The following is a 26,547-nucleotide window of genomic DNA, read 5'->3' as shown; positions in this document are numbered from 1 at the left end:
TGGTACGCGGACAATGCCCGCGATCTTCCCTGGCGTCGCCCCGACGCCACCCCCTGGGGCATTCTCGTCAGCGAGATCATGCTGCAGCAGACCCCCGTCGTGCGGGTCCTGCCGGTCTGGCAGCAGTGGATGGAGCGCTGGCCCACCCCCGCCCATCTGGCCGCCGAGCCACCAGGCGAGGCCGTACGCCACTGGGGACGCCTCGGATACCCGCGCCGCGCCCTGCGCCTGCACGCCTGCGCCAGGGCCATCACGGCCGAGCACGACGGCGAGGTGCCCGCCGACCACGCGACGCTGCTGGCGCTGCCCGGCATCGGCGAGTACACCGCGGCGGCCGTCGCCAGCTTCGCCTTCGGCGGCACGCACCCGGTGCTCGACACGAACGTCCGGCGGGTGCTCGGCAGGGCGGTGCGCGGGGAGGAGTACCCCCCGAACGCCACCACGGCCGCCGAACGCCGCCTGGCCCAGGAGCTGCTGCCCGCGGTCGGCGCGCCGGTCTGGGGCGTGGCGGTCATGGAACTCGGCGCCCTCGTCTGCACGGCCCGCGGCCCGCAGTGCGGGCAGTGCCCCGTCCAGGAGCAGTGCGCGTGGCGGCTGGCGGGCAAACCGCCGGGGGTGGCCCGCAGGGGACAGACCTACGACGGCACGGACCGCCAGTGCAGGGGGCGCCTGCTGGCGGTCCTGCGGGCCGCGCACGGGCCGGTGCCGAAGACGGCGCTGGACGTGGTCTGGGACGAGCCGGTCCAGAGGGAGCGCGCCCTGGACGGCTTGGTCGCCGACGGCCTGGCGGAGGTCCTGGACGACGGCACCTACCGCCTCCCCATCTGACCCCCGCTCACCGTGACAGGCTTCACGCCCCCGGCCCCGCGAGCTCCTCAGGGCCGCACCCTAAGGAACACTCAGCTCGGAACTTCAGCCCTGAGACCCTCAGCCAGGACCTTCCTGCCGACGCTCCGTGGCTGGAATCGTCGGCGAGGCGGTCGAGTCGGGGGCGGCGCCTTGGCTCCCCCGAGATCGCCAGGTGATTCGGGGTGGTTCAGGCAGCCAGTTGGAGGCCTAGGGCGGTGAGGTTGGTGCGGGCCCAGTCGAGCTCCTCGGCCAGCAGCGACACCAGCGCTCCAGGCCCCTTCGCCCGGCCCGGCACCATCAGGTTGTGGGTCTCGACCTCGATGTGGGCGGTCCCGTTGACCGCCCCCGACAGGATCGCGTTGAGCGTGTCGTGCAGCACCGCACCCGTGTCGGTGTGGTTGTGGACGTGGCCCAGCTTGACCACCGGCGCCCCCACAGCGGCCAGCCCGCGCAGCGCCGCCCCAGACTCCTCGCCGTTCCCGCAGGCCAGGTGACAGGCGTCGAGGCAGACCCCGAGGTGTTCGGAGTCGAGGCCGCCCACCCGCTCGACGGCCTGCTCGGTCGTCTCCAGCACGCATCCGGGCCAGGGCTCGAACCCCACCCTGATCGTCTTGCCGGTCACGCTGTAGATGCCGCGCAGCTCCCTGGCCAGCCGCTCGAGCCTGCGCGTGGCGATGGAGTGGAGGTCGGCGGGCCAGTCGCGACGCCACCCGATCGGGATGGTGGAGATGCTGCCGAACCTCACGTCCTCGGGAAGGAGGAAGGCGAGGATCTTGGCCAGGGCCATCGTGTAGCGATAGCGCTCGGGCTTGGCCCAGTCGGGGCCCGGCACTTCCTGGTTACGTCCGCCGGTGCCGTTCAGGCTGACGACCTCAAGCCCGCGCTCCTCCAGCGAACGGCGCAGCCGTACCAGCTCGATGCGGTCGGCGGTCAGGTGGTCGGCGACCGCGGGCGACAGCCACAGCCCCACTCCCATCCGCTCCACCCCGAGCCGCTTGCGCACCGGGACCGCATAGCGGGTGAGGTGCGCGATCAGGTTCTCAAGGTCTTCAGCGGGGTGCACGCCGGCGTTGTAGGCCAAGTGAACGAGCGTTCCGTCATCGTGACGCAGGCGCATCGGCTTCCTCCACGGCTTGCACTGAGTGTGTGTGTCCATCGCCTCGGACATTGCCGAGCTTGCCCGCCCGATGGGGGCCTGCGCGTCCGCCCTGGGTTGATTCCTTCGTACGCCCCAGGGATGAGTCCAACGTAGGGACGCCTTCTTGTGCGTCACTTGCGCGGGACTGGCGACTCTTTGCTCTACAGATTGTAGTACTACTTCAGGTGGCGGTATAGCCGATCTCCACCTGGAGCCCCCAATCCGACACCGAACCGATGCAACCTCCCTCTTCGACCGTCAGGGAAGGTGGCTGGAAACTCCGACAACGACCGTCCGGGGGTGCTCGGCCCGGAAACTCGGGGGGCGTCGGGTTGGCCGTTGCGGGGGGCGACGCGGGTGCTCGGGGAGCGTTCCCTGGAGGGAGGTCGGCCGGTGACCAGGGTGGCGCTTACGTCGGCTTGCCGTACAAGGATCAAACGGTCGGCGGACAGCGCAAAGGGCCCGCGGGGGAATCCCCGCGGGCCCTTTGGTGCAGTGCTACTTCTGAATCGGCTCCGCGATGGACGCGGCCGAGTCGGGCACCGGCGAAGGTGCGGTCTCGCCGACGAAGGTGAACTTGGCGTTGTCGCCCTCACCCTCGATGTCGATCTTGACCACCTGGCCGGGACGCAGCTCGCCGTACAGGATCTTCTCGGAGAGAGAGTCCTCCAGCTCGCGCTGGATCGTACGGCGGAGCGGACGAGCGCCCATGACCGGGTCGTAGCCACGGTCGGCCAGCAGCTGCTTGGCGGCAGGGGTGACGTCGAGGCTCATGTCGCGGTCCTTCAGTCGCTCATCCACCTGCGCGAGCATCAGATCGACGATCTTGATGATCTCGTTCATGGTGAGCTGGTGGAAGACCACGATGTCGTCGACACGGTTGAGGAACTCGGGCCGGAAGTGCTGCTTGAGCTCCTCCTGCACCTTGGACTTCATCCGGTCGTAGTTCGACTCGGCGTCGTTGTTCTTCGCGAACCCGACCCCGATGCCCTTGGAGATGTCGCGGGTACCGAGGTTGGTGGTCATGATGATGACCGTGTTCTTGAAGTCGACCACCCGGCCCTGGGCGTCGGTCAGGCGACCGTCTTCCAGGATCTGCAGCAGCGAGTTGAAGATGTCGGGGTGGGCCTTCTCGATCTCGTCGAACAGGACCACGGAGAACGGCTTGCGCCGCACCTTCTCCGTCAGCTGGCCGCCCTCTTCGTACCCGACGTAGCCGGGAGGCGAGCCGAACAGCCTGGAGACGGTGTGCTTCTCCATGAACTCCGACATGTCCAGCATGATCAGAGCGTCTTCGTCGCCGAAGAGGAACTCCGCCAGAGCCTTGGACAGCTCGGTCTTACCGACACCTGACGGGCCGGCGAAGATGAACGAGCCGCCGGGACGGCGCGGGTCCTTCAGACCGGCGCGAGTGCGCCTGATGGACCGCGACAGGCCCTTGATGGCGTCGTCCTGGCCGATGATCCGCTTGTGGAGCTCGTCCTCCATGCGGAGCAGGCGCTGCGACTCCTCCTCGGTCAGCTTGAAGACCGGGATGCCGGTGGCGGTGGCCAGGACCTCGGCGATGAGCTCCTCGGTGACCTCGGCCACGACGTCCATGTCGCCGGCCTTCCACTCCTTCTCGCGGCGCTCGCGCTTGAGCTGGAGCTGCTTCTCCTGGTCGCGGAGGGCAGCCGCCTTCTCGAAGTCCTGCGCGTCGATCGCGGACTCCTTGTCGCGACGGACGTTGGCGATCTTCTCGTCGTACTCGCGCAGGTCCGGCGGAGCGGTCATCCTGCGGATACGCATCCGGGAACCGGCCTCGTCGATGAGGTCGATCGCCTTGTCGGGCAGGTAGCGGTCGCTGATGTAGCGGTCGGCCAACTGCGCGGCGGCGACCAGCGCGCCGTCGGTGATCGAGACGCGGTGGTGCGCCTCGTAGCGGTCGCGCAGACCCTTGAGGATCTCGATCGTGTGGCTGAGCGAGGGCTCGGCCACCTGGATCGGCTGGAAGCGTCGCTCCAGGGCGGCGTCCTTCTCGAGGTACTTGCGGTACTCGTCGAGAGTGGTGGCGCCGATGGTCTGCAGCTCGCCACGGGCCAGCATCGGCTTCAGGATGCTGGCGGCGTCGATCGCGCCCTCCGCGGCGCCCGCGCCGACGAGCGTGTGGAGCTCGTCGATGAACAGGATGATGTCGCCGCGCGTGCGGATCTCCTTGAGCACCTTCTTCAGGCGCTCCTCGAAGTCACCGCGGTAGCGGGAGCCCGCGACCAGAGCGCCGAGGTCAAGCGTGTAGAGCTGCTTGTCCTTCAGCGTCTCGGGAACCTCGCCCCTGACGATCTTCTGCGACAGGCCCTCGACGACGGCGGTCTTGCCGACGCCGGGCTCGCCGATGAGAACGGGGTTGTTCTTGGTCCTCCTGGAGAGGACCTGCATGACCCGCTCGATCTCCTTCTCACGGCCGATGACCGGATCCAGCTTGCCCTCGCGGGCGGCCTGGGTCAGGTTGCGGCCGAACTGGTCGAGCACCAGGGAAGTGGAAGGCGCGGACTCCTGCGGACCACCCGCGGCGGCCGGCTCCTTGCCCTGGTAGCCGTGGAGCAGCTGGATGACCTGCTGCCGCACACGGTTGAGATCGGCTCCAAGCTTGACCAGCACCTGGGCTGCCACACCCTCACCCTCACGGATGAGCCCGAGCAGGATGTGCTCGGTTCCGATGTAGTTGTGACCCAGCTGCAAAGCCTCACGGAGCGACAGCTCAAGAACCTTCTTGGCCCGCGGGGTGAACGGAATGTGCCCCGACGGAGCCGACTGGCCCTGGCCGATGATCTCCTCGACCTGCTGGCGCACACCCTCAAGGCTGATGCCGAGGCTCTCCAGAGCCTTGGCGGCTACGCCCTCACCTTCATGGATCAAACCAAGAAGAATGTGCTCAGTGCCGATGTAGTTGTGGTTGAGCATCCTGGCCTCTTCTTGGGCCAGGACGACAACCCGCCTTGCTCGGTCGGTGAACCTCTCGAACATCTCGTCGCTCCTCACAGAGCGGTCAGTCAGGCCGGTAAATCCGGTCCCGTCCTCCCGCATGCTAGCCCTGGCTCGGCGAACCATGCCTCTTGCCGCTGACACGCTCTATAGCAGAGACGTTCCCCGAGAGCAGGGCGTTCACCCTCCATCCAACTACTGTCTGGGGGTGCTGTGTTCCCGATACGCCGCAAGCGAACGACGTTTAGAGCGCTGACGCGCGGCTGCGCGACACGCCCGGTTTTCATCAGGCAAACACGATCATGCGCTTATGGCGATCTCCGGGGTTCTAGGCGATCGTCATAAGCGCATGATGTCAGTGAGCCGCTTGGTACTTCTCCACGACGGTGGAGGCGATCCGGCCGCGCTCGCTGACGGGAAGTCCGTGAGCCTTGGCCCACTGCCGAATCTCCGAGCTCTGCTCACGGCTCATCGAACGCGTGCCACCCCGCGCCCTGCGACGCGTGGCGGCCGCACCCGACTTGCGTGCGGCCTGCTGGAAAGGCGACAGCGCGTCCCGCAGCTTCTTGGCGTTATCGACGCTGAGGTCAATCTCATAGGACGCCCCGTCAATGGCGAAGCTGACCGTCTCATTGGCCTCGCCCCCATCGAGGTCATCGATGAGAATCTCCTGGATCTGCTTGGCCATCTACGGAATCCTTTCCCGGAGCATTGTTTCATTCGCCTGCCAAACATATACCCGAAAAGGCAGCGAGACAATTCAGCGCTTCGCGGATTCCGCTGACTAGTGAGCCAGGTCTGGTTCTCCGGTGGATCCGCCCGGTTTGGACGATGTCCAGCGGCTGCATTCCGTCCCCACGGCGCCTCTTCGGGTTTGTAGGGACGAGCCCTTTATGCACAAGCTGCCGTCGACACCCACGGACGGCTGATGACCACAGTCCGCCCCGACCATAGCGCCCCATAGACGGCCGCTACCTGGCGGGGGTGTCACACCCAGCCTAATGCCAGTCTCTCCAGACTCCTTACCCGATCGCCCGGAAAATCCCAAAAAAAACCGGATCTGGGGCGGATGCACACTTCAGCGAGCCTCTTTGATCACCCGCGAACCCGCCGCCTTGTCATGGATGCCCTGCTGGAGTGGCCTGTCGATCAAGATGGACAGGCCCACGGCGAAGGCCAGGATTCCCGCCAGGAGATTGACGCCTGGAATCCCCACAAGCACCATCGCTCCGGGATAGAGGGCCGCCCGTTTAGCCAGATCCGCCCTCGTCAGCGCCCTGCCGGGAGCGGGCGCCAGCCTAATCTTCATGATCACCTTACCGAAGGTGCGACCGCGCCGGTAATGCGCGAGGCAGTCATAGGCCGCATAACCCGAGCCGACCACGAGCCAGGCGAACAACCCGGGTAGCCGCCCCTCGAAGCTGTCGAGAAGCCCTACAGTCCGCAACAAACCCCAGGCCGCGATGAACAGAATGTAATAGAAGACGCCGATGACCAGCGCCTCAATACTTCGCGCCGCGAGCCGTTCCCACCAATCCGCGGGTACGGCGGGCACTCCGGACGCGACCATAACGCCCATTGTGTACGGCGGGCGACCACGATTACAGGTCCCACGCGCGAAAACAGGGGCCGGCGTCGAGCCGGCCCCTGATTCTTTAGGATTCCGCTTACTTGATCTTCACGACGACGGTCTTGGCCACCTTGTCGGCGAAGGTCTGCTGAAGCGGCTTGTCCCAGAACTGCGAGACACCGTTCAGGATGATCAGCAGGCCGCCGAGCAGACCGCCGAGAGTGAACGGAAGCACGCCCAGGATGTTGCCACCCCAGGTGACGCCCGCGCGCTTCAGCGCGGCGTCGCTCCTGAGCCCGCCCGCGGTCAGCGGCGCGCCCACTTCGGTGATCTTGATGCCCATGACCATCTTGCCGACGGTCTGCCCCTTGGACTTCGTGAGGAAGAACTCGTAGGCGATGTAGAGCAGGGTGACGATCACCACGGTGATCACGTTGAGGATCCAGTAGCCGGAGGGCTGCGTGATCGTCCCCGTGTTGAGGTCGTAGCTGGCCTGGGTGATCAGGATCGCGCCCAGGATCAGTCCCAGGACGATCCCGATGACCACGCCGGCGAGACCGATGATCAGACCGTCGATGATGCGGGCGACCAGCCGCTGCCACCATTCGGCGAGCGGAGCGGGAGCGCCGGGAGGCTGCACCCCCGCGGGCGCGCCGTACGGCTGGCCGTAGCCGGGCTGCTGCCCGTAGGCCGGCTGCTGCTGCTGGCCGTACGCCTGCTGCTGGCCGTAGGGCGACTGCTGCCCGTAGCCGGGCTGCGACTGGCCCTGCTGGCCATAGCCCTGCTGGGGCTGCTGGCCGTAACCGGGCTGCTGGCCGTAGTCAGGCTGCTGGCCATAGGACGGTTGCTGCTGGCCGTAACCGGGCTGGCTCGGCTGGCTCTGGCCGTAGCCCGGCTGCTGCTGGCCGTAACCGGGCTGCTGACCCGAGGAAGGCTGCTGCTGGCCGTAGCCGGGCTGGCTCTGCTGACCATAACCGGGCTGCTGGCCGTAGCCGGGCTGGCCGTACTCGGGCTGCTGACCCGAGGCGGCCTGCTGACCGTAGCCCTGCTGCCCGTAGGACGGCTGCTGCTGGCCGTAGCCCTGCTGCCCGTACTCGGGCTGCTGGCTCTGGCCCTGCTGGCCGTAGGAAGGCTGTCCGTAGCCTGGCTGCTGACCGGAGGAGGCGGCCTGCTGGCCGTACCCCTGCTGGCCGTAGCCCTGCTGCTGTTGCTGACCGTAAGGCTGCTGACCGTAGCCCTGCTGGCCGTAGTCGGGCTGCTGCTGGCCCTGGTGACCGTAGCCGCCGCCGTCTTGGCGATAGCCCACGATCGTCGCGTCTGGATCGGGGTCGCCCTGGCGTCCCGCGTTCTGCTGACCGTATCCATGAGTCCCAGCGGAATTGTCTTCAGGCTGGTCCTGTGGATACGGCGGCTGTCCGGTGCTCACCGTGTCACCTCGCTTCGATGGCGCATGTGGCACATGTCAGGACACATGCTTGCTGTTGCCCAACGTATCGACATGAGTATCAACAATCACCTTTCCCCTTGGTCAACGTCTGAGTCAACCGTGTCCAGATGGAGCAACATCCGGGTGTTGCCAAGGGTGTTGGGCTTCACATGTTCAAGATCGAGAAACTCCGCGATCCCTTCGTCGTAGGAAGCCAGCAACTCGGCATAGACCTCGGGTGATACAGGTGCGCCCTCGATCGGGACGAAGCCATGGCGTGCGAAGAAGTCGACCTCGAAAGTCAGGCAGAAGACCCTGCGCAGACCCAGGTCACGGGCCGTCGCGACCAGTGCGGTAACAATACGGTGACCGATTCCCGCACCCCTGTATTCGGGGTCGACGGCGACCGTTCGGATTTCCGCCAGATCCTCCCACAGCACGTGGAGCGCGCCGCAGCCCACGACCTCGCCGCCGCGATCGGCGACCCAGAACTCCTGGACGTCCTCGTACAGCGTGACGGTGGCCTTCTCCAGCAACCGGGGGCCCGCCCCCGCGTACGTGTCGACCAGGCGCCTGATGGCTCTGACGTCGGGCGTGCGGGCGCGCCTCACGACGATCTCGGTGTCCTTCGGGGTGCGCTCGGCGACCTGCTCCATGGCCCTTCAGCGTACCCAGCCCGTTTCGGCCCATCCTTAACTACCGTCACATGACGCGCTGTAGCAAGTCGCACACAGTGCGCAGCGCTGGAGTAACAGTCCGACAAATCCACCTAAAGCCGGGCAATACGCTTGCAATGCCCTGGTAGATCGGGCTTTCGCGTGATCACGCCGTGACGCTTCGGTTGCACAACCTCTACGGGATTGGCAGTTCTGGTTGAGCAGGAACCTGGCTTGCACTAGTGTCCAGCGACGATGTCCCCCACGCGACACGCGTGGAGACGCGCCTAATCCCCGCAACCCGGGGAGCCGGGGACCCGCCGGCGGCCAGCACCGCCAATGGGGTGAGTCCGAGCACGTGCTCGGTAGGGCTGCTCCGGCCCGAACCCGTCAGCTAACCCGGTAGGCGGCAACGAGAGGAGCCGGTTGGTGAAGCGCACGCGTACCCACGAGGGGAAGACCGCGGGCAAGCACGCCCGCCCCCACGAACCCGGCGCCCTGCGCAAACGGTTCGCCATCGTGGGCGCGGCGATGGTCGTCCTGGCTCTCACCGTCCCGCTCGGCTCGGCCGCCGCCGACCCCAAGCCGACGCTGAAGGAGCTCTCCGAGCAGGTCGAGAAGCTCCACAACGACATCGAGACGCTGACCGAGCAGTACAACGGCCAGCGCGAGAAGCTCAAGAGCGTCAAGAAGTCCGCTGAGGTGGCCAAGAAGATCCTTGCCACCAGCGAGGCCGACCTGGCCGCCAAGCGGGCGCGCGCCACGCTCCTGGCCGAGAGCACCTACATGAGCGGCGGCTTCACCGACGGCCTGGCCTTCGCCACCTCCGCCGACCCTGACTCCTTCCTTGACGGAGCCGCCACCTTCTACGCCCTCGGGCAGCAGCAGGGCCAGGAGGTCAAGGAGCTGGCCGACTCCATCGCCGCCGCCGAGCGGGCCAAGGCGACGGCCAAGACACGACTGGCCGAGGTGCAAAAGCTCGTCGACGACCTCGGCGAGAAGCGCAGCAAGATCACCACGATGGTGACCAAGGTCGAGAGCAACCTGTTCAAGCGGGCGATCGGCGAGGCCGGTCAGCCTGGCACCAGGGCCACCAGGGTCAACCTGCCGATCATCGGCAGCGGCAAGGCGGCCGAGGCCGCGCGTTGGGCTCTCACGCAGCAGCTCAAGCCGTACGTGTGGGGCGCGGAAGGCCCCAACTCCTACGATTGCTCGGGCCTGGTGATGGCCGCCTACCAGCGCGTCGGCATCAGCCTGCCGCACTACACGGGCGACCAGTGGACGGCGGGCACCCACATCACACGCGAGCAGATGCGCCCCGGTGACCTGGTCTTCTTCTACAACGACCTGCACCACGTGGGCATCTACATCGGCGGCGGGATGATGGTCCACGCGCCCCGCACCGGCGACGTCGTCCGCATCGCCGCCCTCGGAAACCGCCCGTTCGCCGGAGCCGTGCGCATCGCGGACTGACGCGCCTAGATCAGTCTTCGGCGCGCGGCCCAGGCCACCGCCTCGATCGCCGTGGCGACGCCGATCCTGTCGCAGATGCCGCGCAGGCGGCGGCGCACGGTCCGTCCGCTGATCTCCAGGGCCCGCCCCACGCGGTCGACCGTGACACCCTTGGCCAACTGCGCGAGGAGATCCAGGTCGTCCTGGCTCAGCTCGACGCCTTCAGTGAGCACATCCATCGGGAGCCCTCCCCCCAACAGCACAAACTCGGAGACGTCTCGGCTCAAGCAGGCTGCTCGTCTCGCAGAAGGTAAACGCAGACTGGAAAGGTCGTCAAGGTCGTTTCGTTCCATACTTGACGACCGCCATTGACTTGATCGTTTCTATACGACGAACATTCCTCGCCTGGAGTGCCGAGAACGGTCCACAGGCCCCTTACTGCAATCCGCCCGTCTCATGAATTTCACGGCGAATTCTCAGAATCGGCGTCATATCGAAGGCGCGCCGCCTCCACGTCGTCGATGTGACTCTCGGCCCACTGCTTGATGGCGGCCATGAGCGGAAGCAGGCTCTCTCCGAGCGACGTGAGCCGATAGTCGACCCTTACCGGCACCGCCGCCGTCACCGTCCTGGTGACCAGACCATCGCGCTCGAGCCCGCGAAGGGTCTGGGTGAGCATCTTCTGGCTCACGCCGGCGATCGTCCTCGCCAGGTCGCTGTAGCGCTTCGACCCGTCGGCCAGCGCGTTGAGCACCAGGCTCACCCACTTGTCGCTGAGCGTGTCGAGCAGCTTCCTCGAAGGGCAGGCCGCGACGTAGGCGTCATAGGCCCGCTTGGCCTCGGCCCTGCGCTCGGCCGCAGTGACGGTCGCCATATGGGCTCCCTCCGGTTGGTTACGCACTTCCAGGTGCCTTCTTACCCGAAGAGAGTAGCTCTCCCTAGATTCGATGACATGACGACCATGCGTGCACTCATCGGCGGCTCCGGCTCGCCTCGGCTCATCGAGGCCCCACTCCCCCAGGCGGGCCGCGGCCAGATACGGATCAAGGTCGCCGCCGCGGGGGTGAACCCCTTCGACCTGGCGGTGGCGGCGGGAACGCTCGCCGACTACGGCGTCGCCAGGAAGCTCGACGCCTACGGGCTCGGCTTCGACGCGGCGGGCGTGATCGACCAGGTGGGCGAGGGCGCCGCCTTCGCCCTTGGGCAGGAGGTCATCGCCCTGGCGAGCAGGCTGGAGTCGCCTACCAAGGCGCAGGCGGAGTACGTGGTGGTCGACGCCCGCGCGGCGGCGCTCGCGCCGCGGGGCGTCTCGGCGGCCGAGGCTGCCACGCTGCCGCTCAACGCGCTGACGGCCTGGCAGTCCCTCGACAGGGCGCACCTGCGCCAGGGCGACACCGTGCTGGTCACCGGGGCCGCGGGCGCGGTCGGAGGGTACGCGGTGGAGCTCGCCGCGGCCAGGGGCCTGCGCGTCGTCGCCACCGCCGGACGGCAGGACGAGGAGCTGGTGCGCGGCTTCGGAGCCGAATGGTTCGTCTCGCGCGAGGAGAACCTCGCCGAGGCGGTCAGAAGGCAGGTGCCGGGCGGCGTGGACGCGGTGATCGACGCCGCGATCACCGGGCTGGCAGGGCTGGACGCCCTGCGCGACGGCGGCGCCTTCATCGCGCTGTCGGCGGGCGTCGCCCCCGTCCCGCTGCGCGGGACGGACGTGGCGACGGTGTTCTTCAGGGAGGAACCGCGGCAGCTGGCCGAGATCGTACGGCTGGCGGAGCTCGGCCGCCTCACCACCAGGGTCGCCGGCACCTACCCGCTGGAGAAGGCCGCCGACGCCCACGCGCGCCTGTCCTCCGGCGGCGTCCGCGGCCGCCTGGTCCTCCTGCCCTGACCCCTGACGGCCTGCCCGACGATCGGTGAGATCATCCACGGCCCGAGCCGACGCCCGCCCGCCACCCCTGGCCTCCTGGGTGCGCCCGTGCCCGCCCGGCCACGCTCTAGTGGGAGGAGGGCTTCACCAGGGGGAAGAGGATGGTCTCCCTGATGTTCTTGCCGGTGAAGGCCATGATCATCCGGTCGATGCCCGCGCCCATCCCGCCCGTCGGCGGCATCGCGTACTCGAGCGCCTGCAGGAAGTCCTCGTCCAGTTGCATCGCCTCGGGGTCGCCCCCCGCGGCGAGGATCGACTGCTCGGTGAGGCGGCGGCGCTGCTCGATCGGGTCGACCAGCTCGGAGTAGGCCGTGCCCAGCTCGGTGCCGAACCCGATCAGGTCCCACTTCTCCGTGAGCAGCGGGTTGTCGCGGTGCTGGCGGGTGAGCGGGGAGGTCTCCAGCGGGTAGTCCATGACGAACGTCGGCTGGACGAGCGTGTGCTCGACGAGCTCCTCGAACAGCTCCTGGACGAGCTTGCCCTGGCCCCACTTCTGGTCCCAGTGGATCTGCCGCTTGTCGGCGAGTTTGCGTACCTGGTCGAGCGGGGTGTCGGTGGTGATCTCCTCGCCGAGGGCCGAGGAGACCGAGCCGTACAGCGTGATCCTGGGCCACCGCTCGAGCCCCAGGTCGACCTCGACCCCGTCGTGCACGACCACGGTGGTGTCCAGCGCGGCGACGACCGCCTTCTGGTACATCCGCTGCGTGAGATCGGCCATGTCGTTGTAGTCGAGGTAGGTGCCGTACGCCTCGAGCATCGTGAACTCGGGGTTGTGCGTGGAGTCGGCGCCCTCGTTGCGGAAGTTGCGGTTGATCTCGAAGACCTTCTCGATGCCGCCGACCACGAGCCGCTTCAGGTAGAGCTCGATCGCGATGCGAAGGTAGAGCTCCATGTCGTAGGCGTTGATGTGCGTCCTGAAGGGACGCGCCGCGGCGCCGCCGTGGATCGGCTGCAGCATCGGCGTCTCGACCTCGAGGTAGCCCTCCTCGTGCCAGAAGTCGCGCACCGCGCGGACCGTGGCGCTGCGGACATGGGCCATCCTGCGCGCCTCGTCGTTGACGATGAGGTCGACGTAGCGCTGCCGTACCCGGGCCTCGGGGTCGGTGAGGCCGACGTGCTTCTCCGGCAGCGGGCGCAGGCACTTGGAGGTGATCTGCCAGCTGTCGGCGAGGATCGACAGCTCGCCGCGGCGGGAGGTGATGACCTCGCCCTCGATGCCGACGTGGTCGCCCAGGTCGACGTCGCGCTTCCAGGCGGCGAGCGACTCCTCGCCCACCCGGTCGAGGGAGATCATGACCTGCAGGTCGCCGCTGCCGTCACGCAGAGTGGCGAAGCAGAGCTTCCCGCCGATGCGGTTGAGCATGACGCGACCCGCGACGCCGACCCTGTCGCCCGTCGCGGTGTCCGGTTCGAGGCCCTGGTATTTCTCCCTGACCTCGGCATTGGTCGCCGTACGGGGAAAGGACACCGGGTAAGGATCGACACCCTCGTCGCGAAGGCGGTCGAGCTTCTCCCTCCGGATGCGCATCTGCTCGGGAAGTTCGTCGGTCACAACCCCCAAGGGTACCGATTTGGCGAACTGCAAGAGCTCGTCGGTCCTCTGCAGGGGCCGTGCAAGCACGGACCGTTACCAATGACTCACAGAGCCCAGGGGGGATCCGGCAAGGAGCCGGAACCGTAGGGGCTCAAGGAGAGATCATGATGAAGAAGCTCGCGACAGGCTTCCTCGCAGTGGCCGCCACCGGCACACTGGCCCTGTCGCTCCCCGCCACCAGCGCCGGCGCCTCGACGAGCTCCTCGTCCACCACCACCGCCTCCGACTGGGACGACTACTGGGGCCCCTACTACGCCAAGCACGGTCTGGCCAAGGCCAGCGGCTGGATCGGCGTCGAGGGCGACTACGAGGACGGCAACTCCGTCCACGTCAAGGGCCGTCTCTACGACCTCGACAACCGCACCTACAAGCAGGGTGGCAAGTGCGCGTACGTGAAGTTCCAGGCCGCCGACGACGAGTACGACTGGCACCACGTCTACGCCCGCTACTACTGCGGCTACCCCGGCTACAAGACGTTCCAGTTCCACGAGGACGACGTCTACGCCGTGCGTGCCAAGGTCTGCCAGTACAACCCCTACACGCACAAGGTCAGCAAGTGCGGGCAGTGGTGGGACGTCTACGACGCCGAAGAGGTGTGATCGGCCGAAAGGAGGGCCCCTCGAGAGAGGGGCCCTTCGTCATGTCGCGTTGCGGTTGTAGATCAGCCTGAGCCCGATCAGGGTCAGCCACGGCTCGTGCACGTCGATCGAGCGCGACTCGCCCACCACGAGCGCGGCGTGGCCGCCGGTCGCCACCACGGTGACGTCGTCGGGGTCTTCCGCCAGCTCGGCCGCCATCCGCTCGACGATGCCGTCGACCTGGCCCGCGAAGCCGTAGATGATGCCGGACTGCAGCGCCTCGACGGTGTTCTTGGCGATGACCGAGCGGGGCCTGATCAACTCGACCTTGTGCAGTTGCGCGCCCGCCGCGGCGAGGGCGTCGACGGAGATCTCGATGCCGGGGGCGGTGACCGCTCCGACGTACTCGCCCTTGGCCGACACGGCGTCGAAGGAGGTGGCGGTGCCGAAGTCGACGATGATGCAGGGCCCGCCGTACTGGTCGATGGCCGCCAGCGAGTTGACGATGCGGTCGCTGCCGACCTCCTTGGGATTGTCCATCCTGACCGGCACGCCGGTGCGGATGCCCGGCTCGACGATGACCGCGGTGACGTCGCCGTAGTAGCGGCGGCACATCTCGCGCATCTCGTTGAGCACCGAGGGCACGGTCGAGCAGAGCGCGATGCCGCTCACGTCCGCGCCCTTCAGCAGGGGCGACTGGGCCAGCAGCCCCTGCAGGACGACCGCGATCTCGTCAGCGGTACGGCGGGCATCCGTGGCGATGCGCCAGTGTTCGATGACCTCCTCGCCCTCGAAGAGGCCGAGCACCGTGTGCGTGTTGCCGACGTCGATCGCGAGCAGCATCAAATCCCCCGGAGGTCCAATGCGATGTCCAGCGCGGGAGCAGAGTGCGTCAGCGCTCCCACAGCAACGTAGTCCACGCCAGTGTCGGCTACATCACGGGCCGATTCCAAGGTCAGTCCCCCGCTGGATTCGAGTCGCGCCCTTCCGCCGACCAGTCGGACGGCCTCAGCCAGCTCCTCGACGGTGAAGTTGTCGAGCAGGATCTCCTCCGCTCCCTCGGCCAGGACGGGCTCGATCTGGTCGATCCTGTCCACCTCCACCTCGATGGGCAGTCCCGGATACATGTCTCTTACCTTACGGAAAGCCTCGGCGACCCCTCCAGCGGCGACGACGTGGTTGTCCTTGATGAGCGCGGCGTCCGACAGCGACATGCGGTGGTTGACCCCGCCTCCCGCCCTGACCGCGTACTTCTCCAGCGCCCGCAGCCCAGGGAGCGTCTTACGGCTGTCGCGCACCCTGGTCCCCGTCCCCTCGACCGCCTCGACCCAGCGGGCGGTCAGCGTCGCGATGCCCGACAGGTGGGTGAGCAGGTTCAGTGCGGTGCGCTCGGCGGTGAGCAGGCTCCTGGTGGATCCGGTGACCGTCATGAGCACGTCGCCGCCCTTGACGCGCTCGCCGTCCTTGGCCAGCCGGTCGATCCGGGTCACGCCGAGCCTGCGGAAGACGGCCTCGGCGGCGGCCAGCCCCGCGACCACGCCGTCGGCCCTGGCGACCACGTCGGCGACCGCCTGCTGCCCCTCGGGGATCGTGGCGAGCGAGGTGACGTCGCCGGCCTCCTGCAGGTCCTCGGCGAGTGCGCGCGTGACGACCTCCTCGACCACGTCGGGGTCGAGGCCCTCGATCTCGTCGTGCGGCGTGTAGGTCATGTGCAGCCCCTCCCTGGTGAGCGTGATGTCGAGGTGACCGAGCCAGTTCTCGTCGTCGCGGTCGGGGAAGTCCTCCCGCCAGTGCGATCCTCTGGTCTCCAGCCGCGCGTGGGCGGCGGCGACCAGCACGGTGGCCACGGTGAGCAGGTTCGTGGTCTCCCACGACTCCACGCAGGGCTGGACCGCGACAGGGGTCCACCTCGCGTCCCTGAGCGCCGCGCCGGTCTCGGCCACCGTCGACCGGCTGCGCAGGACGCCCGCGCCCCTGCTCATGTGCGCCTGGATCCTGCTCCTCGCCCTCGGGTCGATCAGGGTGGGAGCCAGGTCGTCCGTGACGGGCTCGCCCGGCGCGTGCCGCGCCTCGTGCAGGTCGGCGGCGATGCGCTCGGCGAAGACCAGCCCTTCGAGCAGCGAGTTGGAGGCCAGCCTGTTCGCGCCGTGAACGCCGGTGCAGGCGACCTCCCCACAGGCGTACAGGCCCTCGATGGAGGTGCGTCCGCGCAGGTCGGTACGGACGCCGCCGCTGGCGTAGTGGGCGGCGGGCATGACGGGCACCAGGTCGAAGGCGGGATCGATGCCGTGCTCCTGGCAGATCGCGTAGATGGTCGGGAAGCGTGACTTCCACTTGTCGAGCCCGAAGTGGCGGCCGTCGAGGTAGACCTGGCCCGGCTGGCGCATGATCGCCTTGGCGACCACGTCGCGAGGGGCCAGCTCGTCGGTGAACCTGTTGCCCTCGGCGTCGACCAGGTAGGCGCCCTCGCCGCGCACGGCCTCGGAGATCAGCGGCTGCTGCCCCTTCGACTCCTCCCCCAGCCAGAGCACGGTCGGGTGGAACTGCACGAACTCCAGGTCGCGCACCACCGCGCCTGCCCGCAGTGCCAGGGCCACGCCGTCGCCGGTGGAGACGACGGGGTTGGTGGTGGAGGCGTAGACCTGGCCCATGCCGCCCGTGGCCAGCACCACCGCCCTGGCCCGCACCGCGCCCACGCCGTCGCGCGCGCCCTCGCCCATCACGTGGAGCGTCACACCTCGGGCCCTGCCCTGGGCGTCCTTCAGCAGGTCGAGCACGAGCGCGTGCTCGACCACCTCGATCGTGCCGTGCGCGAGCACCGCCTCGATGAGCGCGCGCTGCACCTCCGCGCCCGTCGCGTCGCCGCCCGCGTGCACGATGCGGTCGCGGTGGTGGCCGCCCTCGCGGGTGAGCTGGAGCTCGCCCCGCTCGTCGGTGTCGAACCTCGCGCCCCTCGCGATCAGGTTCCTGAGCGCGCCAGGCCCCTCGGTCACCAGAGTCCGTACGGCCCGCACGTCGCACAGCCCCACCCCTGCGACCAGCGTGTCCTCGAGGTGGTCGGCGGGCGAGTCTGCGGGGTCGAGGACGGCCGCGATGCCGCCCTGCGCCCACCTGGTCGAGCCCGACGACAGCACGTCCTTGGTCACGACCAGGACCTTGGCCTCGGGTTCGAGCTCGGCGTAGCGCAGGGCGACGGTCAGGCCCGCCACTCCGGAGCCGACGACGACCACATCGGCCTCGACCGTCCATCCGGGGGCGGGGGCGAGTTTCATGGGGATCGCCGGTGCAGTCATGGGGGGCCTCCTCACAGGCTTTCGTCAACATGACGATAACGCCCCCGACGCAGTGCCCTCTTCCCGCCCCCGCCCTAGAACGTCAGCGGGAGATTGTCGATCAGCCGGGTGGACCCGACCTTGGCAGCCACCGCGAGGACCGCCTCACCCCTGTAGGAGTCGGGGACCTCGGCGAACGTGGCCGGATCGACCAGCACGAGGTAGTCCACCTCGAGCGCGGACGAGGCCAGCACCTCGAGCGCGGCCGCCCTGACCGCGGCGGGCTCCTCCTCGGCCGCTCCCGCGCGCAGGGCACGCGACAGGGCGAGCGCGGCGTGGCGGTCGTCGGACGTCAGGTACCTGTTGCGGCTGGACAGCGCCAGGCCGTCCCCCTCGCGCACGGTGGGGGCGCCGACGATCTCGATGGGCAGGTCGAGGTCGACGACCATCCGCCTGATCAGCGCCAGTTGCTGGGCGTCTTTCTGGCCGAACACCGCGACGTCCGGCCTGACCAGGTTGAACAGCTTGAGCACGACGGTCAGCATGCCGTCGAAGTGTCCGGGGCGGACGGCGCCCTCGACGATCGTGCCCATCTCGCCCGCGGAGACGCTCACCTGGCGGTCGGGCCTGTACATGTCGTCGGGCGAGGGGGCGAAGACGACGTCCACCCCCTCCTCCGCGCAGATCTCGAGGTCGGCGGCGAGCGTGCGGGGGTAGCGGGCGTAGTCCTCGCCGGGGCCGAACTGCAGCGGGTTGACGAAGATGCTGACCACCACCTGCTCGCCCATGGCGCGCGCCATGCGGATGAGCGAGCGGTGTCCCTCGTGCAGGGCGCCCATGGTCGGGACGAGAGCGACGCTTCCCGAGGAGCGCGCCTTGTCCAGTCCTGCGCGGTCGTGCGCGACGATCAGTTCCATCGGTGACCTCCTAGACTGATCAGGTCCAGGCGGAACGTCCCGGCCCGATCAGGTCCAAATGTTCCCCCCCAGCGCGTCGAGCAGTCGCTCGGCCGCCTCGGGCTTGAGCAACCCGGCGGCGAGCGCCCGGTCCGCCGTGAGCCTAGCGAGTGCCACGTATGCGTCGGCCGCCTCGGGTGCCGCCAGGATCAGCGCGTCGACGTGCCTGCGCACGGTGGTCGCGTCGCCGCGGACGACAGGGCCCGTGAGCCCCGAGATGCCCAGCCTGAGCACGTTGTCGAGCGCGGCCCCCAGGAGCGGGCCCAGCATCCTGCCCGGGTGCTCGACGCCGATGCGCTCCAGCAGCTCCGAGGACTCGGCGATCAGGGTCACCATGTGGTTGGCCGCCCCCGCCAGGGCCGCGTGGTAGAGGGCGCGGTCGGCGTCGGCGATCCAGACGGGCTCGCCGCCCATCTCGATGACGAGCGCCTCGGCGATGGGCCGCAGCGGCTCGGGCGAGGTGACGCCGAAGGAGATGCCGGTGATTTTGTTGAGGTCGTCGTCCCTGCCGGTGAACGTCATGACCGGGTGCAAGGCGAGCGGGAGGGCGCCCTTCTGGGCGGCGGGATCGAGGACGCCCAGGCCGTAGGCGCCGCTGGTGTGGACGAGCAGCTTGCCGCGCAGGTCGGCCCCCGTGGAGGCGAGACCGGCGACCAGTCCGGGCAGTGCGTCGTCGGAGACGGTGAGCAGGATCAGCTCGGCGGCGCCGACGACCTCCTCGGGGTTGCGCGTCCGCACGCCGAGGCGCTCCGCGGCCCAGCGCTGGGAGGTGTCGGAGACGCCGCTCGCGGCCACGACCCTGTGGCCGGCCTGAGCGAGCGCGGCGCCGAGGACCGATCCGACCTTGCCCGCGCCCAGCACGCCGACGGCCAGCCGACCCGGGCGATCTCCTGCGTCCATGACGTACTGCCCCCCTGTCAACGACACTGTTGAACAGGGTAACTGCCGCTGGTTCACGGCCCGGGTCATGGCTCTTTTGCCGCATGTTGAGATGACACAAAGCCGGACAAGGGGACGTAAAAGGTGCACCCCCTGCCAGAAGCGGGCGCCGAGCCTTTGTGACCCGACGCCCGCCCTGTAATGAGGAGGCCGACCCACCGCCGACGGGCCGGCCAAGGTGTGTCCGGTGCGCGCCCGCAGGCTCCGTCGCCAGCGGGCGCGCATCAAGCGCGTCAGTGCTGGTGGACGTCCACCGAGGCGCCGCCCTTGCAGCCGGCCACGGCCACGCCGATCACCGCGATGGCGTTTCCGCACACGTTCACGGGAATCGAGATCGGCGCGAAGATCTGGTTGCCGGAGAGCACACCGTTCCTGCCACTGGTGACGTTGTCCGCGTGGGCGGCGGGGGCGCCGAGCGCCATCATGGCCATGACGCCGGCGACGACGACAGACTTCTTCAGCATGAGGGTCTCCTCTCGTTGCGCGGCCTGAGGCCGCTGTCCGGGGTGTTTGCGCCGGGGACCGGACCGCGCCCACTGGGGGTAGGGCCGGGCGATCATCCGGTGACGGTCCGTAACGGTAGCGCAAAACATAGACAGTACGTAGTCATCCCGTCACTTGGCGTGTCAACGGAACCTCATGAGATAGTCCGTGGCATGTGGCTCACCTGGCGGGCGGCGATGGAGCGGGCGCTTTACGGGGACAACGGTTTCTACCTGCGCGAACGCCCTTCAGGGCACTTCCGCACCTCGGTGGTGGCCTCCCCCGTCTTCGCCGAGGCGGTCACGAAGGTCCTGCTCGCCCTCGACGAGAAGCTCGGCGGGCCCGAACCGCTCGACTTCGTCGACATCGGCGCGGGCGACGGAGCGCTCTCCGCCCACGTGCTGGAACTCGCCGAACCCGGCCTGCGCGACCGGCTGCGGGTCACCGCCGTCGACCTGTCCTCCCGCCCCGCCGGCCTGCCCGAGCGCATCGTCTGGAGCCCCGCCGCGCCCGAGGCGATCACCGGCCTGGTGATCGCCAACGAGTGGCTGGACAACATACCGTTCGACGTGGCCGAGCAGACCCCTGAAGGGCCGCGCCTGGTGCTGGTCGACACCGAGACCGGCGACGAGCGGCTGGGCCCCGCCCCAGAGCAGGAGGATCTGCTCTGGATGGAGCGGTGGTGGCCGCTGCGCAGCGTGGGCCAGCGTGCCGAGTTGGGCAGGTCGCGCTGCATGGCGTGGGCGAGCGTGGTCGAGCGGCTCGCCAGAGGCCAGGCGATAGCCATTGATTATGCACACCCTGTGGATAACCGGCCCGCCCAAGGGACGCTCGCCGGATACAGGGACGGTTCGGTCGTTGCGCCCATACCTGACGGGACCTGCGACATCACCGCGCATGTCGCACTTGACGCGTGTGCGGAGGCAGGCGAGCAAGCCGGTGCGATATCCACAAGGTTGTCCACACAGCGCGACGTGCTGCGCTCTCTCGGCATCACGGGAACCAGACCCTCGCTCGACCTGGCCCGCACCGATCCGCCGGGCTATCTGAGAGCTCTGGCGCGCGCCTCGCACGAGGCCGAGCTCATCGACGGCGAGGGCCTGGGCGCATTCGGATGGCTTAGCCAGATACGTTAATCATGTGGAGATCGAACAGACCTCGCTTCCAGGCATCGGGCTCAAACACGAGTTCACGACCCATTCGGGTCGCCGCGTCGCCGTCGTCTCGCACCGCTCGGGACGGCGGGACCTGATCATCTACGACCGGTCGGATCCCGACAGGGCGTGTGAAGCCATACAGCTCAACGACGAAGAGGCCGACGCGCTGGTCGAACTGCTCGGCGCGCCGCGCATCGTCCAGCGGCTCAACGCCCTCCACAGCGAGATCGAGGGGCTGGTGAGCATCCAGCTCCCTGTCCTGCCCGGCTCGCCGTACGACGGCAGGACACTGGGTGACGCGCGCATCCGCACCCGCACCGGCGCCTCCGTGGTGGCCGTCGTGCGTGGTCCGCAGGTCAACGCGAGTCCGACCCCCGACTTCAGGTTCAGCGCGGGAGACGTCGTGGTCGTCGTCGGCGACGACGAGACGACCCGAGCGGTCGCCGACATTCTCACGGACGGGTAAGTGCACGACACCGCGATTGTCTTCCTCGAACTCGGCGGCATCATCCTCGCTCTCGGCGTGCTCGGCGCGCTGGCGCTGCGAGCGGGCATCTCCGCCATCCCCCTCTACCTCCTGGCCGGCCTCGCCTTCGGGCAGGGCGGCATCCTTCCCCTCGCCACCAGCGAGGACTTCATCGCCGTCGGCGCCGAGATCGGCGTCGTGCTCCTGCTTCTCACGCTCGGACTCGAGTACAACGCCGGCGAGCTGGTCTCCAGCCTGCGCAGCAACGCCAGGGCGGGCCTGGTCGACATCGTCCTCAACGCGGCGCCAGGCGCGATAGCCGCGCTGCTGCTCGGCTGGGGACCCGTCGCGGCCGTCGCCATGGCGGGCGTCACCTACGCCACCTCCTCGGGCATCACCGCGAAGGTGCTGTCCGATCTCGGGTGGATCGGTAACCGCGAGACACCCGTGGTGCTGTCGCTCCTCGTCTTCGAGGACCTCGCGATGGCCGTCTACCTGCCGCTGCTGACCGCCATGCTGGCAGGCGTCTCGCTGGTGACGGGCGCGATCTCACTGGGCATCGCCCTCGGCACGGTGACCATCGTCCTGGTGATCGCGCTGCGCTTCGGCAGGTTCATCGAGGCGTTCGTCTCCAGCCCGAACAACGAGGTGCTGCTGCTGAAGGTGCTCGGCCTGGCGCTGCTGGTGGCGGGCATCGCCCAGGAGCTGCAGGTGTCGGCAGCGGTGGGCGCCTTCCTGGTCGGCATCGCGCTGTCGGGGGAGCTGGCACACGAGGCGCGGGCGCTGCTGATGCCGCTGCGCGACCTGTTCGCCGCGGTCTTCTTCGTCTTCTTCGGCCTGCAGACCGATCCAGGGAAGATCCCGCCCGTGGCGCTGCTCGCGCTCCTGCTCGCGCTGGTCAGCATCGTCACCAAGCTCCTGACCGGCTCCTACGCGGCACGCAGGGCCGGCATCGCCAGGGCGGGCCGCATGCGCGCCGGCATCGCGCTGGTTCCACGCGGCGAGTTCAACATCGTCATCGCCGGTCTGGCCGTGGCGGCGGGGGCACACCCCGATCTCGGCCCTCTCGCCGCCACCTACGTGCTGATCCTCGCGGCCTTCGGCCCTCTCGCCGCCAAGCTGGTCGAGCCGATGCTCACGCGACTCACGCGGCCTCCTTCGCCGCCCGTGTGAGAGAACCCGCTGGTCCTCCTGGCTCACTCGCTTCGCTCACTCGCAGGAGACGTCGAGCGAACGGAGCCCTCGAATGATGTAGCCGGGGTTCCACTCGGGCTCCTCGACGAGGGCGATGTCCGGCGCCCTCCTCAGGAGGGCGCCGAACGACTCCACCAGCTCGATCCTGGCCAGCGGCGCGCCCAGGCAGAAGTGGATGCCCGCGCCGAAGGAGATGTGCGGGTTGTCCGCCCTGCCGACGTCGAGCGCGTCGGGGCGGTCGAAGACCTCGGGGTCGCGGTTGGCCGAGCCGAACAGCAGGGCGATCTCCACGCCCTTCGGGATGGCCACCCCGCCTACCTCGATGTCCTCGAGCACCCAGCGCTCGAACATCTGCAGCGGGGTGTCGTAGCGCATCAGCTCCTCGACGGCCGTGGGCAGCAGCGAGAGGTCCTGGCGCAGCCGTACGAGCTCGGAGGGGTTGCGGAACAGCGACCACCAGCCGTTGCCCGTGACGTTCACGGTCGCCTCGTGACCGGCGTTGAGCAGCAGCACGCAGGTGCCGACCAACTCGTCCTCGGTCAGCTCCTCGATCTGGGCGAGCGCGCTGATGAGGTCCTCGCCCGGAGCGGCCCTGCGGGCGCGGGCCAGGCCCTTGAGGTAGTCGGAGAACTCCGCCGCGGCCGTGACGGCGGTGTGCTGGGCCTCCTGCGAGGGGTTCAGCTCGTACATGCCGCAGATGTCGGCTGACCACGGGCGCAGCAGGTGCCTGTCGGCGTCGGGCACGCCGAGCATCTCGGCGATGACGGTGACGGGCAGCGGCTCGGCCACCTCCGCGATGAGGTCGCCGCCGCCCTTCTCGACGAAGTCGTCGACCAGGCCCTCGACGATCGCGCGGACCCTCGGGCGCATCGACTCGACCATGCGAGGAGTGAACGCCTTGGAGACCAGGCGGCGCAGGCGGGTGTGGACGGGTGGCTCGACGTCGAGCATGCCCGCCCTGATCACCCGCCAGAAGGGCTCCTGGAAGTCCGGCTCGGGCTCGCGCCCGAACTCCTCGTGCGTGGCCAGGTGCAGGTAGGACCTGCCGAGCCTGCGGTCGCGCAGCAGCGCGTTGACGTCGGCGTGCCTGGCGATCAGCCACTGACCCGTGGGCTCGAAGAAGCTGACCGGCGCCTCACGCCTCAGCTCGTCATAAACCGTGTACGGCGAGGCCACGAAATCCGGATTCCAAGGATCAAAGCGCACTAGTTCATACTAGATTCCGCCTTCGCATGCCTGCTCCGCATCCTGATGTTGAGCAGCTCCACGACCACCGAGAACGCCATCGCGAAGTAGATGTAGCCCTTCGGGATGTGCTGGTCGAAGCCCTCGGCCAGGAGCACCACCCCGATCAGCACCAGGAACGACAGCGCGAGCATCTTGATGCTCGGGTGCTTGTCGACGAACCTGCTGATCGGCCCCGACGCGAACAGCATGACCAGCACGGCGACGATGACCGCGGCGACCATGACGCCGAGCTCGTCGACCATGCCGACCGCGGTGATGACCGAGTCGAGCGAGAACACGATGTCGAGCACCATGATCTGCAGGATCACCGAGGTGAAGGAGGTGACCTTGCGCTCCTTGCCGTCCTTGCCCTTCAACTCCATGCTCTCGCCGATCTCCAGCACGCTCTTGGCCAGCAGGAACAGGCCGCCAAGGATGAGGATCAGATCTCGGCCCGAGATCTCCTGACCGAGGACCTCGAAGAGCGGTTCGGTCAGCCGGACCACCCATGCCAGGGCGAGCAGAAGCAGGAGCCTGGTGACGAGAGCGGCGCCCAGACCGAGCACCCTGGCCCTGTCACGCTGTTCGGGCGGGAGCTTGCCCGCCAGGATCGAGATGAAGATGATGTTGTCTATGCCCAGCACGATCTCGAGGGCGACCAGGGTGAAGAACCCGATCCAGATCTGAGGGTCTGCCACCCAGTCCCACATCACATACCTCCTTGGTTAGTCGTCCCAAACCCCAACGAGTCACCTGTGCAAGAAGTTCGCGTCTTGGGTTATAGTTCCGGCGTAGGTCATGAGTGCCAGCGCTTAGCCCCGGCTTGCTGGCCGGCAACCCTCGCGTCCGCGGCGGGGTGCCCCGGGTGAAGACCTGGTCCGTCACGAGGTGTGGCGGGCAAGCGCGGGCTCCGAGGTGCCACAGCCGGGGTCCGATGACCCCAGGAGGGCTGTGCCATGTCCGTAGCGACGATCTCCCACCCCGTTCAGGTCAAGGTGCTCGGCGAGGACCTCGAGGTTCCCGTCAAGGGCGGCCGTCTGGTCTCCTACGCCAACCTCGACTACGCCGCCAGCGCCCCGTGTCTCGAGCCGGTCAGCGCGGCCGTCGCCGCCGCGCTCCCGGCCTACTCCAGCGTGCACCGCGGCGCGGGCTACGCCTCCCAGCTCACCACCGCCCGCTACGAGCAGGCGCGCCACACCGTGCGCGCCTTCGTCGGCGCCCGCACCGACGACGCGGTCATCTTCACCCGCAACACGACCGACGCCACGAACCTGCTGGCCAGGTGCCTCCCCGAGGGCACGACCGCCGTGGTCTTCGACACCGAGCACCACGCCTCCCTCCTTCCCTGGCCGCGGGCCGTACGGCTGGCGCCGCCCGCCTTCCCCGGCGAGGCCGTACGGCAGGCCGACGAGGCCCTCGCCGCGATCGAGGGCCCCAAGCTGCTCGTGGTCACCGCCGCCTCCAACGTGACGGGCGAGCTCTGGCCGATCGCCGCGCTCGCGCACATCGCGCACAGGCACGGCGCCCGCATCCTGGTCGACGCGGCCCAGCTGGTCCCGCACCGCAGGCTCAACCTGACCGCGCTGGACCTCGACTACGTGGCCTTCTCCGGGCACAAGCTCTACGCTCCCTTCGGCGCCGGCGTGCTGGTCGGACGGCGGGACTGGCTGTCTGAGGGCGAGCCGTACCTGAAGGGCGGCGGCGCGGTGAAGGCGGTCGCCGACACCGTGGAGTGGCACGAGGACGCCGAGCCCAGGCACGAGGCGGGAACCCCGAACGTGCTCGGCGCCATCGCGCTGGCCGCCGCGTGCGACGCGCTCACCGCCACCGGCTGGACCGCGCTGGTCCGCGAGGAGGAGCGGCTCGTCTCGAGGCTGCGCGAGGGCCTGGACGCGATCGAGGGCGTCCACGAGCTGTCGCTGTGGGGCCCCGACCACCCAAGGGTCGGCATCGTGTCGTTCGTCGTCGACGGCTACACCGCACGAGAGGTCGCCGAAGCGCTCTCCGGCGAGTACGGCATCGGCGTGCGTGACGGCAAGTTCTGCGCGCACCCGTTCGTCCGTCACCTGCTCGGGGCCACCGACGGCGGCTGCGAGGACGGCACGGCCTCGGCCGTCAGGGCCTCCATCGGCATCGGCAGCAACGAGGAGCACATCGACCGCCTCATCGGCGCGCTGCGCGACCTGGCCGCGCGGCGCTAGGGGCTCGACAGCTCGCGGTGGTGCGACACGCCGTCCACGTCGATGGGCGCACGGGCCGCGGCGTGGGCCTCGGCCCTGCGCTGGGCCCGTCTGGCGAGGACGGCCTTGTGGATGCCGTCGATGCCGAAGCGCCCTCCGCCCACCGCGGCGAGCACCAGGCACCCGGCCCCGAGCGCGCCGACCAGCTCCCAGCCTCCGTCGCCGACGAAGACCCCGTTCGGCGCGTGAACGAACAGGAACGCCCCCGCCGACACCGCCACCAGGGCCAGCGCCGCGACCGGCACGAACAGGCCGATGATCAGCAGGGCGCCGCCCACCAGCTCGGCCGTCATCGTGAAGCCCGCGGCCAGCCCCGGTTGCGGCACCCCCATCTTGGTGAACATCTGCGTGACGGAGTCGATGCCGGTCTGCCACTTCTGCCAGCCGTGCGAGACGAAGACGAGACCGATCGCCACCCGTGTCACCAACGCCGCCAGATCGAACAAGACTCTTTTCATGCCCTTCTAT

General features: G+C 68.6%; 25 protein-coding genes and 2 riboswitches. Of the genes, 8 read left to right on the top strand and 17 right to left on the bottom strand.

Annotated elements, in window-relative coordinates; translation table 11 throughout:
* Nucleotides 1–78: 78 nt before the first annotated feature.
* Nucleotides 79–828 carry an HhH-GPD family protein gene (locus tag ABFX55_RS38110; protein WP_379479085.1) on the top strand — a complete coding sequence of 250 codons (750 nt, stop codon included), beginning with the start codon at nucleotides 79–81 and terminating at the stop codon, nucleotides 826–828.
* 208 nt (nucleotides 829–1,036) lie between these two features.
* Here ABFX55_RS38110 and ABFX55_RS38105 read toward each other — a convergent pair whose 3' ends face one another.
* From ABFX55_RS38105 to ABFX55_RS38080, 6 genes are all read right to left on the bottom strand, one after another.
* Nucleotides 1,037–1,912, bottom strand: a complete 876-nt coding sequence (locus tag ABFX55_RS38105) for a TIM barrel protein (protein WP_346127935.1) — start codon at nucleotides 1,910–1,912, stop codon at nucleotides 1,037–1,039.
* Between the two features lie 573 nt (nucleotides 1,913–2,485).
* Nucleotides 2,486–4,990, bottom strand: a complete 2,505-nt coding sequence (locus ABFX55_RS38100; protein WP_346127933.1) for an ATP-dependent Clp protease ATP-binding subunit — start codon at nucleotides 4,988–4,990, stop codon at nucleotides 2,486–2,488.
* Nucleotides 4,991–5,303: 313 nt separating this feature from the next.
* Nucleotides 5,304–5,636, bottom strand: coding sequence for a histone-like nucleoid-structuring protein Lsr2 (locus ABFX55_RS38095; RefSeq protein ID WP_183653762.1), 333 nt, complete (start codon nucleotides 5,634–5,636; stop codon nucleotides 5,304–5,306).
* 390 nt (nucleotides 5,637–6,026) lie between these two features.
* Nucleotides 6,027–6,518 (bottom strand): RDD family protein, encoded by a 492-nt coding sequence (locus ABFX55_RS38090; protein WP_346127931.1) that lies wholly within the window; start codon nucleotides 6,516–6,518, stop codon nucleotides 6,027–6,029.
* A gap of 97 nt (nucleotides 6,519–6,615) precedes the next feature.
* Nucleotides 6,616–7,824, bottom strand: coding sequence for an RDD family protein (locus ABFX55_RS38085; protein ID WP_346127929.1), 1,209 nt, complete (start codon nucleotides 7,822–7,824; stop codon nucleotides 6,616–6,618).
* Between the two features lie 206 nt (nucleotides 7,825–8,030).
* Nucleotides 8,031–8,600, bottom strand: coding sequence for an amino-acid N-acetyltransferase (locus ABFX55_RS38080; protein WP_346127927.1), 570 nt, complete (start codon nucleotides 8,598–8,600; stop codon nucleotides 8,031–8,033).
* Nucleotides 8,601–8,874: 274 nt separating this feature from the next.
* Nucleotides 8,875–9,024: riboswitch (cyclic di-AMP (ydaO/yuaA leader) on the top strand.
* Nucleotides 9,025–9,029: 5 nt separating this feature from the next.
* Here ABFX55_RS38080 and ABFX55_RS38075 point away from each other — a divergent pair.
* Nucleotides 9,030–10,073, top strand: coding sequence for a C40 family peptidase (locus ABFX55_RS38075; RefSeq protein ID WP_346127925.1), 1,044 nt, complete (start codon nucleotides 9,030–9,032; stop codon nucleotides 10,071–10,073).
* A gap of 5 nt (nucleotides 10,074–10,078) precedes the next feature.
* Here the strand turns inward: ABFX55_RS38075 and ABFX55_RS38070 are convergent, their stop codons facing one another.
* Both ABFX55_RS38070 and ABFX55_RS38065 read right to left on the bottom strand, forming a co-directional pair.
* On the bottom strand, nucleotides 10,079–10,291 hold the full coding sequence (locus tag ABFX55_RS38070; RefSeq protein WP_346127924.1) for a LuxR C-terminal-related transcriptional regulator: 213 nt from the start codon (nucleotides 10,289–10,291) through the stop codon (nucleotides 10,079–10,081).
* Between the two features lie 224 nt (nucleotides 10,292–10,515).
* On the bottom strand, nucleotides 10,516–10,926 hold the full coding sequence (locus ABFX55_RS38065; protein WP_346127922.1) for a winged helix-turn-helix transcriptional regulator: 411 nt from the start codon (nucleotides 10,924–10,926) through the stop codon (nucleotides 10,516–10,518).
* Between the two features lie 78 nt (nucleotides 10,927–11,004).
* Between ABFX55_RS38065 and ABFX55_RS38060 the strand changes: the two genes are divergently transcribed.
* Nucleotides 11,005–11,934 carry an NADP-dependent oxidoreductase gene (locus ABFX55_RS38060; RefSeq protein WP_346127920.1) on the top strand — a complete coding sequence of 310 codons (930 nt, stop codon included), beginning with the start codon at nucleotides 11,005–11,007 and terminating at the stop codon, nucleotides 11,932–11,934.
* 106 nt (nucleotides 11,935–12,040) lie between these two features.
* Here ABFX55_RS38060 and lysX read toward each other — a convergent pair whose 3' ends face one another.
* The gene (gene lysX, locus ABFX55_RS38055; RefSeq protein WP_346127918.1) at nucleotides 12,041–13,534 is read right to left on the bottom strand and encodes a bifunctional lysylphosphatidylglycerol synthetase/lysine--tRNA ligase LysX; all 1,494 of its coding nucleotides are present in this window, start codon (nucleotides 13,532–13,534) and stop codon (nucleotides 12,041–12,043) included.
* A 137-nt stretch (nucleotides 13,535–13,671) separates the two neighbouring features.
* Here lysX and ABFX55_RS38050 point away from each other — a divergent pair, with 137 nt between their 5' ends.
* Nucleotides 13,672–14,166: a hypothetical protein gene (locus tag ABFX55_RS38050; RefSeq protein WP_346127917.1), complete on the top strand. Its 495-nt coding sequence runs from the start codon at nucleotides 13,672–13,674 to the stop codon at nucleotides 14,164–14,166.
* 39 nt (nucleotides 14,167–14,205) lie between these two features.
* Here the strand turns inward: ABFX55_RS38050 and ABFX55_RS38045 are convergent, their stop codons facing one another.
* The 5 genes from ABFX55_RS38045 to ABFX55_RS38025 all read right to left on the bottom strand — a co-directional run bounded on the left by ABFX55_RS38045 (nucleotide 14,206) and on the right by ABFX55_RS38025 (nucleotide 19,776).
* Nucleotides 14,206–14,988: a type III pantothenate kinase gene (locus ABFX55_RS38045; protein ID WP_183653741.1), complete on the bottom strand. Its 783-nt coding sequence runs from the start codon at nucleotides 14,986–14,988 to the stop codon at nucleotides 14,206–14,208.
* On the bottom strand, nucleotides 14,988–17,438 hold the full coding sequence (locus ABFX55_RS38040; RefSeq protein WP_346127915.1) for an L-aspartate oxidase: 2,451 nt from the start codon (nucleotides 17,436–17,438) through the stop codon (nucleotides 14,988–14,990). Before ABFX55_RS38040 ends, ABFX55_RS38045 begins: the two co-directional genes overlap by 1 nt.
* A gap of 74 nt (nucleotides 17,439–17,512) precedes the next feature.
* Entirely contained in the window at nucleotides 17,513–18,334 is an 822-nt protein-coding gene (gene panC / locus ABFX55_RS38035) for a pantoate--beta-alanine ligase (RefSeq protein ID WP_346127913.1), read from the bottom strand.
* Between the two features lie 48 nt (nucleotides 18,335–18,382).
* On the bottom strand, nucleotides 18,383–19,273 hold the full coding sequence (locus ABFX55_RS38030) for a Rossmann-like and DUF2520 domain-containing protein (RefSeq protein ID WP_346131378.1): 891 nt from the start codon (nucleotides 19,271–19,273) through the stop codon (nucleotides 18,383–18,385).
* 272 nt (nucleotides 19,274–19,545) lie between these two features.
* Complete coding sequence (locus ABFX55_RS38025) at nucleotides 19,546–19,776, bottom strand: chaplin (RefSeq protein WP_346127911.1); 231 nt, start codon at nucleotides 19,774–19,776, stop codon at nucleotides 19,546–19,548.
* Nucleotides 19,777–19,968: 192 nt separating this feature from the next.
* Here ABFX55_RS38025 and ABFX55_RS38020 point away from each other — a divergent pair, with 192 nt between their 5' ends.
* From ABFX55_RS38020 to ABFX55_RS38010, 3 genes are read left to right on the top strand one after another with little or no spacing between them, the layout of a single operon-like run.
* A complete protein-coding gene (locus ABFX55_RS38020) occupies nucleotides 19,969–20,931 on the top strand; it encodes an SAM-dependent methyltransferase (protein WP_346127909.1) in 963 nt (320 codons plus the stop codon).
* 4 nt (nucleotides 20,932–20,935) lie between these two features.
* On the top strand, nucleotides 20,936–21,418 hold the full coding sequence (locus ABFX55_RS38015) for a cation:proton antiporter regulatory subunit (protein ID WP_183653725.1): 483 nt from the start codon (nucleotides 20,936–20,938) through the stop codon (nucleotides 21,416–21,418).
* Entirely contained in the window at nucleotides 21,419–22,591 is a 1,173-nt protein-coding gene (locus ABFX55_RS38010; RefSeq protein WP_346127907.1) for a cation:proton antiporter, read from the top strand. It abuts the gene before it with no gap.
* A 36-nt stretch (nucleotides 22,592–22,627) separates the two neighbouring features.
* Here the strand turns inward: ABFX55_RS38010 and ABFX55_RS38005 are convergent, their stop codons facing one another.
* On the bottom strand, nucleotides 22,628–23,818 hold the full coding sequence (locus tag ABFX55_RS38005; protein WP_346127905.1) for a cytochrome P450: 1,191 nt from the start codon (nucleotides 23,816–23,818) through the stop codon (nucleotides 22,628–22,630).
* A complete protein-coding gene (locus ABFX55_RS38000; RefSeq protein ID WP_346127903.1) occupies nucleotides 23,818–24,549 on the bottom strand; it encodes a TerC family protein in 732 nt (243 codons plus the stop codon). The genes ABFX55_RS38005 and ABFX55_RS38000 overlap by 1 nt, the downstream gene beginning before the upstream one ends.
* Before the next feature lie 84 nt (nucleotides 24,550–24,633).
* A riboswitch (SAM riboswitch) is annotated at nucleotides 24,634–24,749 on the top strand.
* Between the two features lie 46 nt (nucleotides 24,750–24,795).
* On the opposite strand from ABFX55_RS38000, the gene ABFX55_RS37995 reads away from it, so the two are divergent.
* On the top strand, nucleotides 24,796–26,040 hold the full coding sequence (locus ABFX55_RS37995) for an aminotransferase class V-fold PLP-dependent enzyme (protein WP_346127901.1): 1,245 nt from the start codon (nucleotides 24,796–24,798) through the stop codon (nucleotides 26,038–26,040).
* Here the strand turns inward: ABFX55_RS37995 and ABFX55_RS37990 are convergent.
* On the bottom strand, nucleotides 26,037–26,537 hold the full coding sequence (locus ABFX55_RS37990; RefSeq protein ID WP_346127899.1) for a DoxX family protein: 501 nt from the start codon (nucleotides 26,535–26,537) through the stop codon (nucleotides 26,037–26,039). The two genes, ABFX55_RS37995 and ABFX55_RS37990, sit on opposite strands and share 4 nt — an antisense overlap.
* Nucleotides 26,538–26,547 lie beyond the last annotated feature (10 nt).

This window comes from Nonomuraea roseola (assembly GCF_039535395.1).
GTDB lineage: Bacteria > Actinomycetota > Actinomycetes > Streptosporangiales > Streptosporangiaceae > Nonomuraea > Nonomuraea roseola.
Note: the sequence above shows the minus strand (reverse complement) of the source record. Positions and strands in the feature narration are given on the sequence as shown.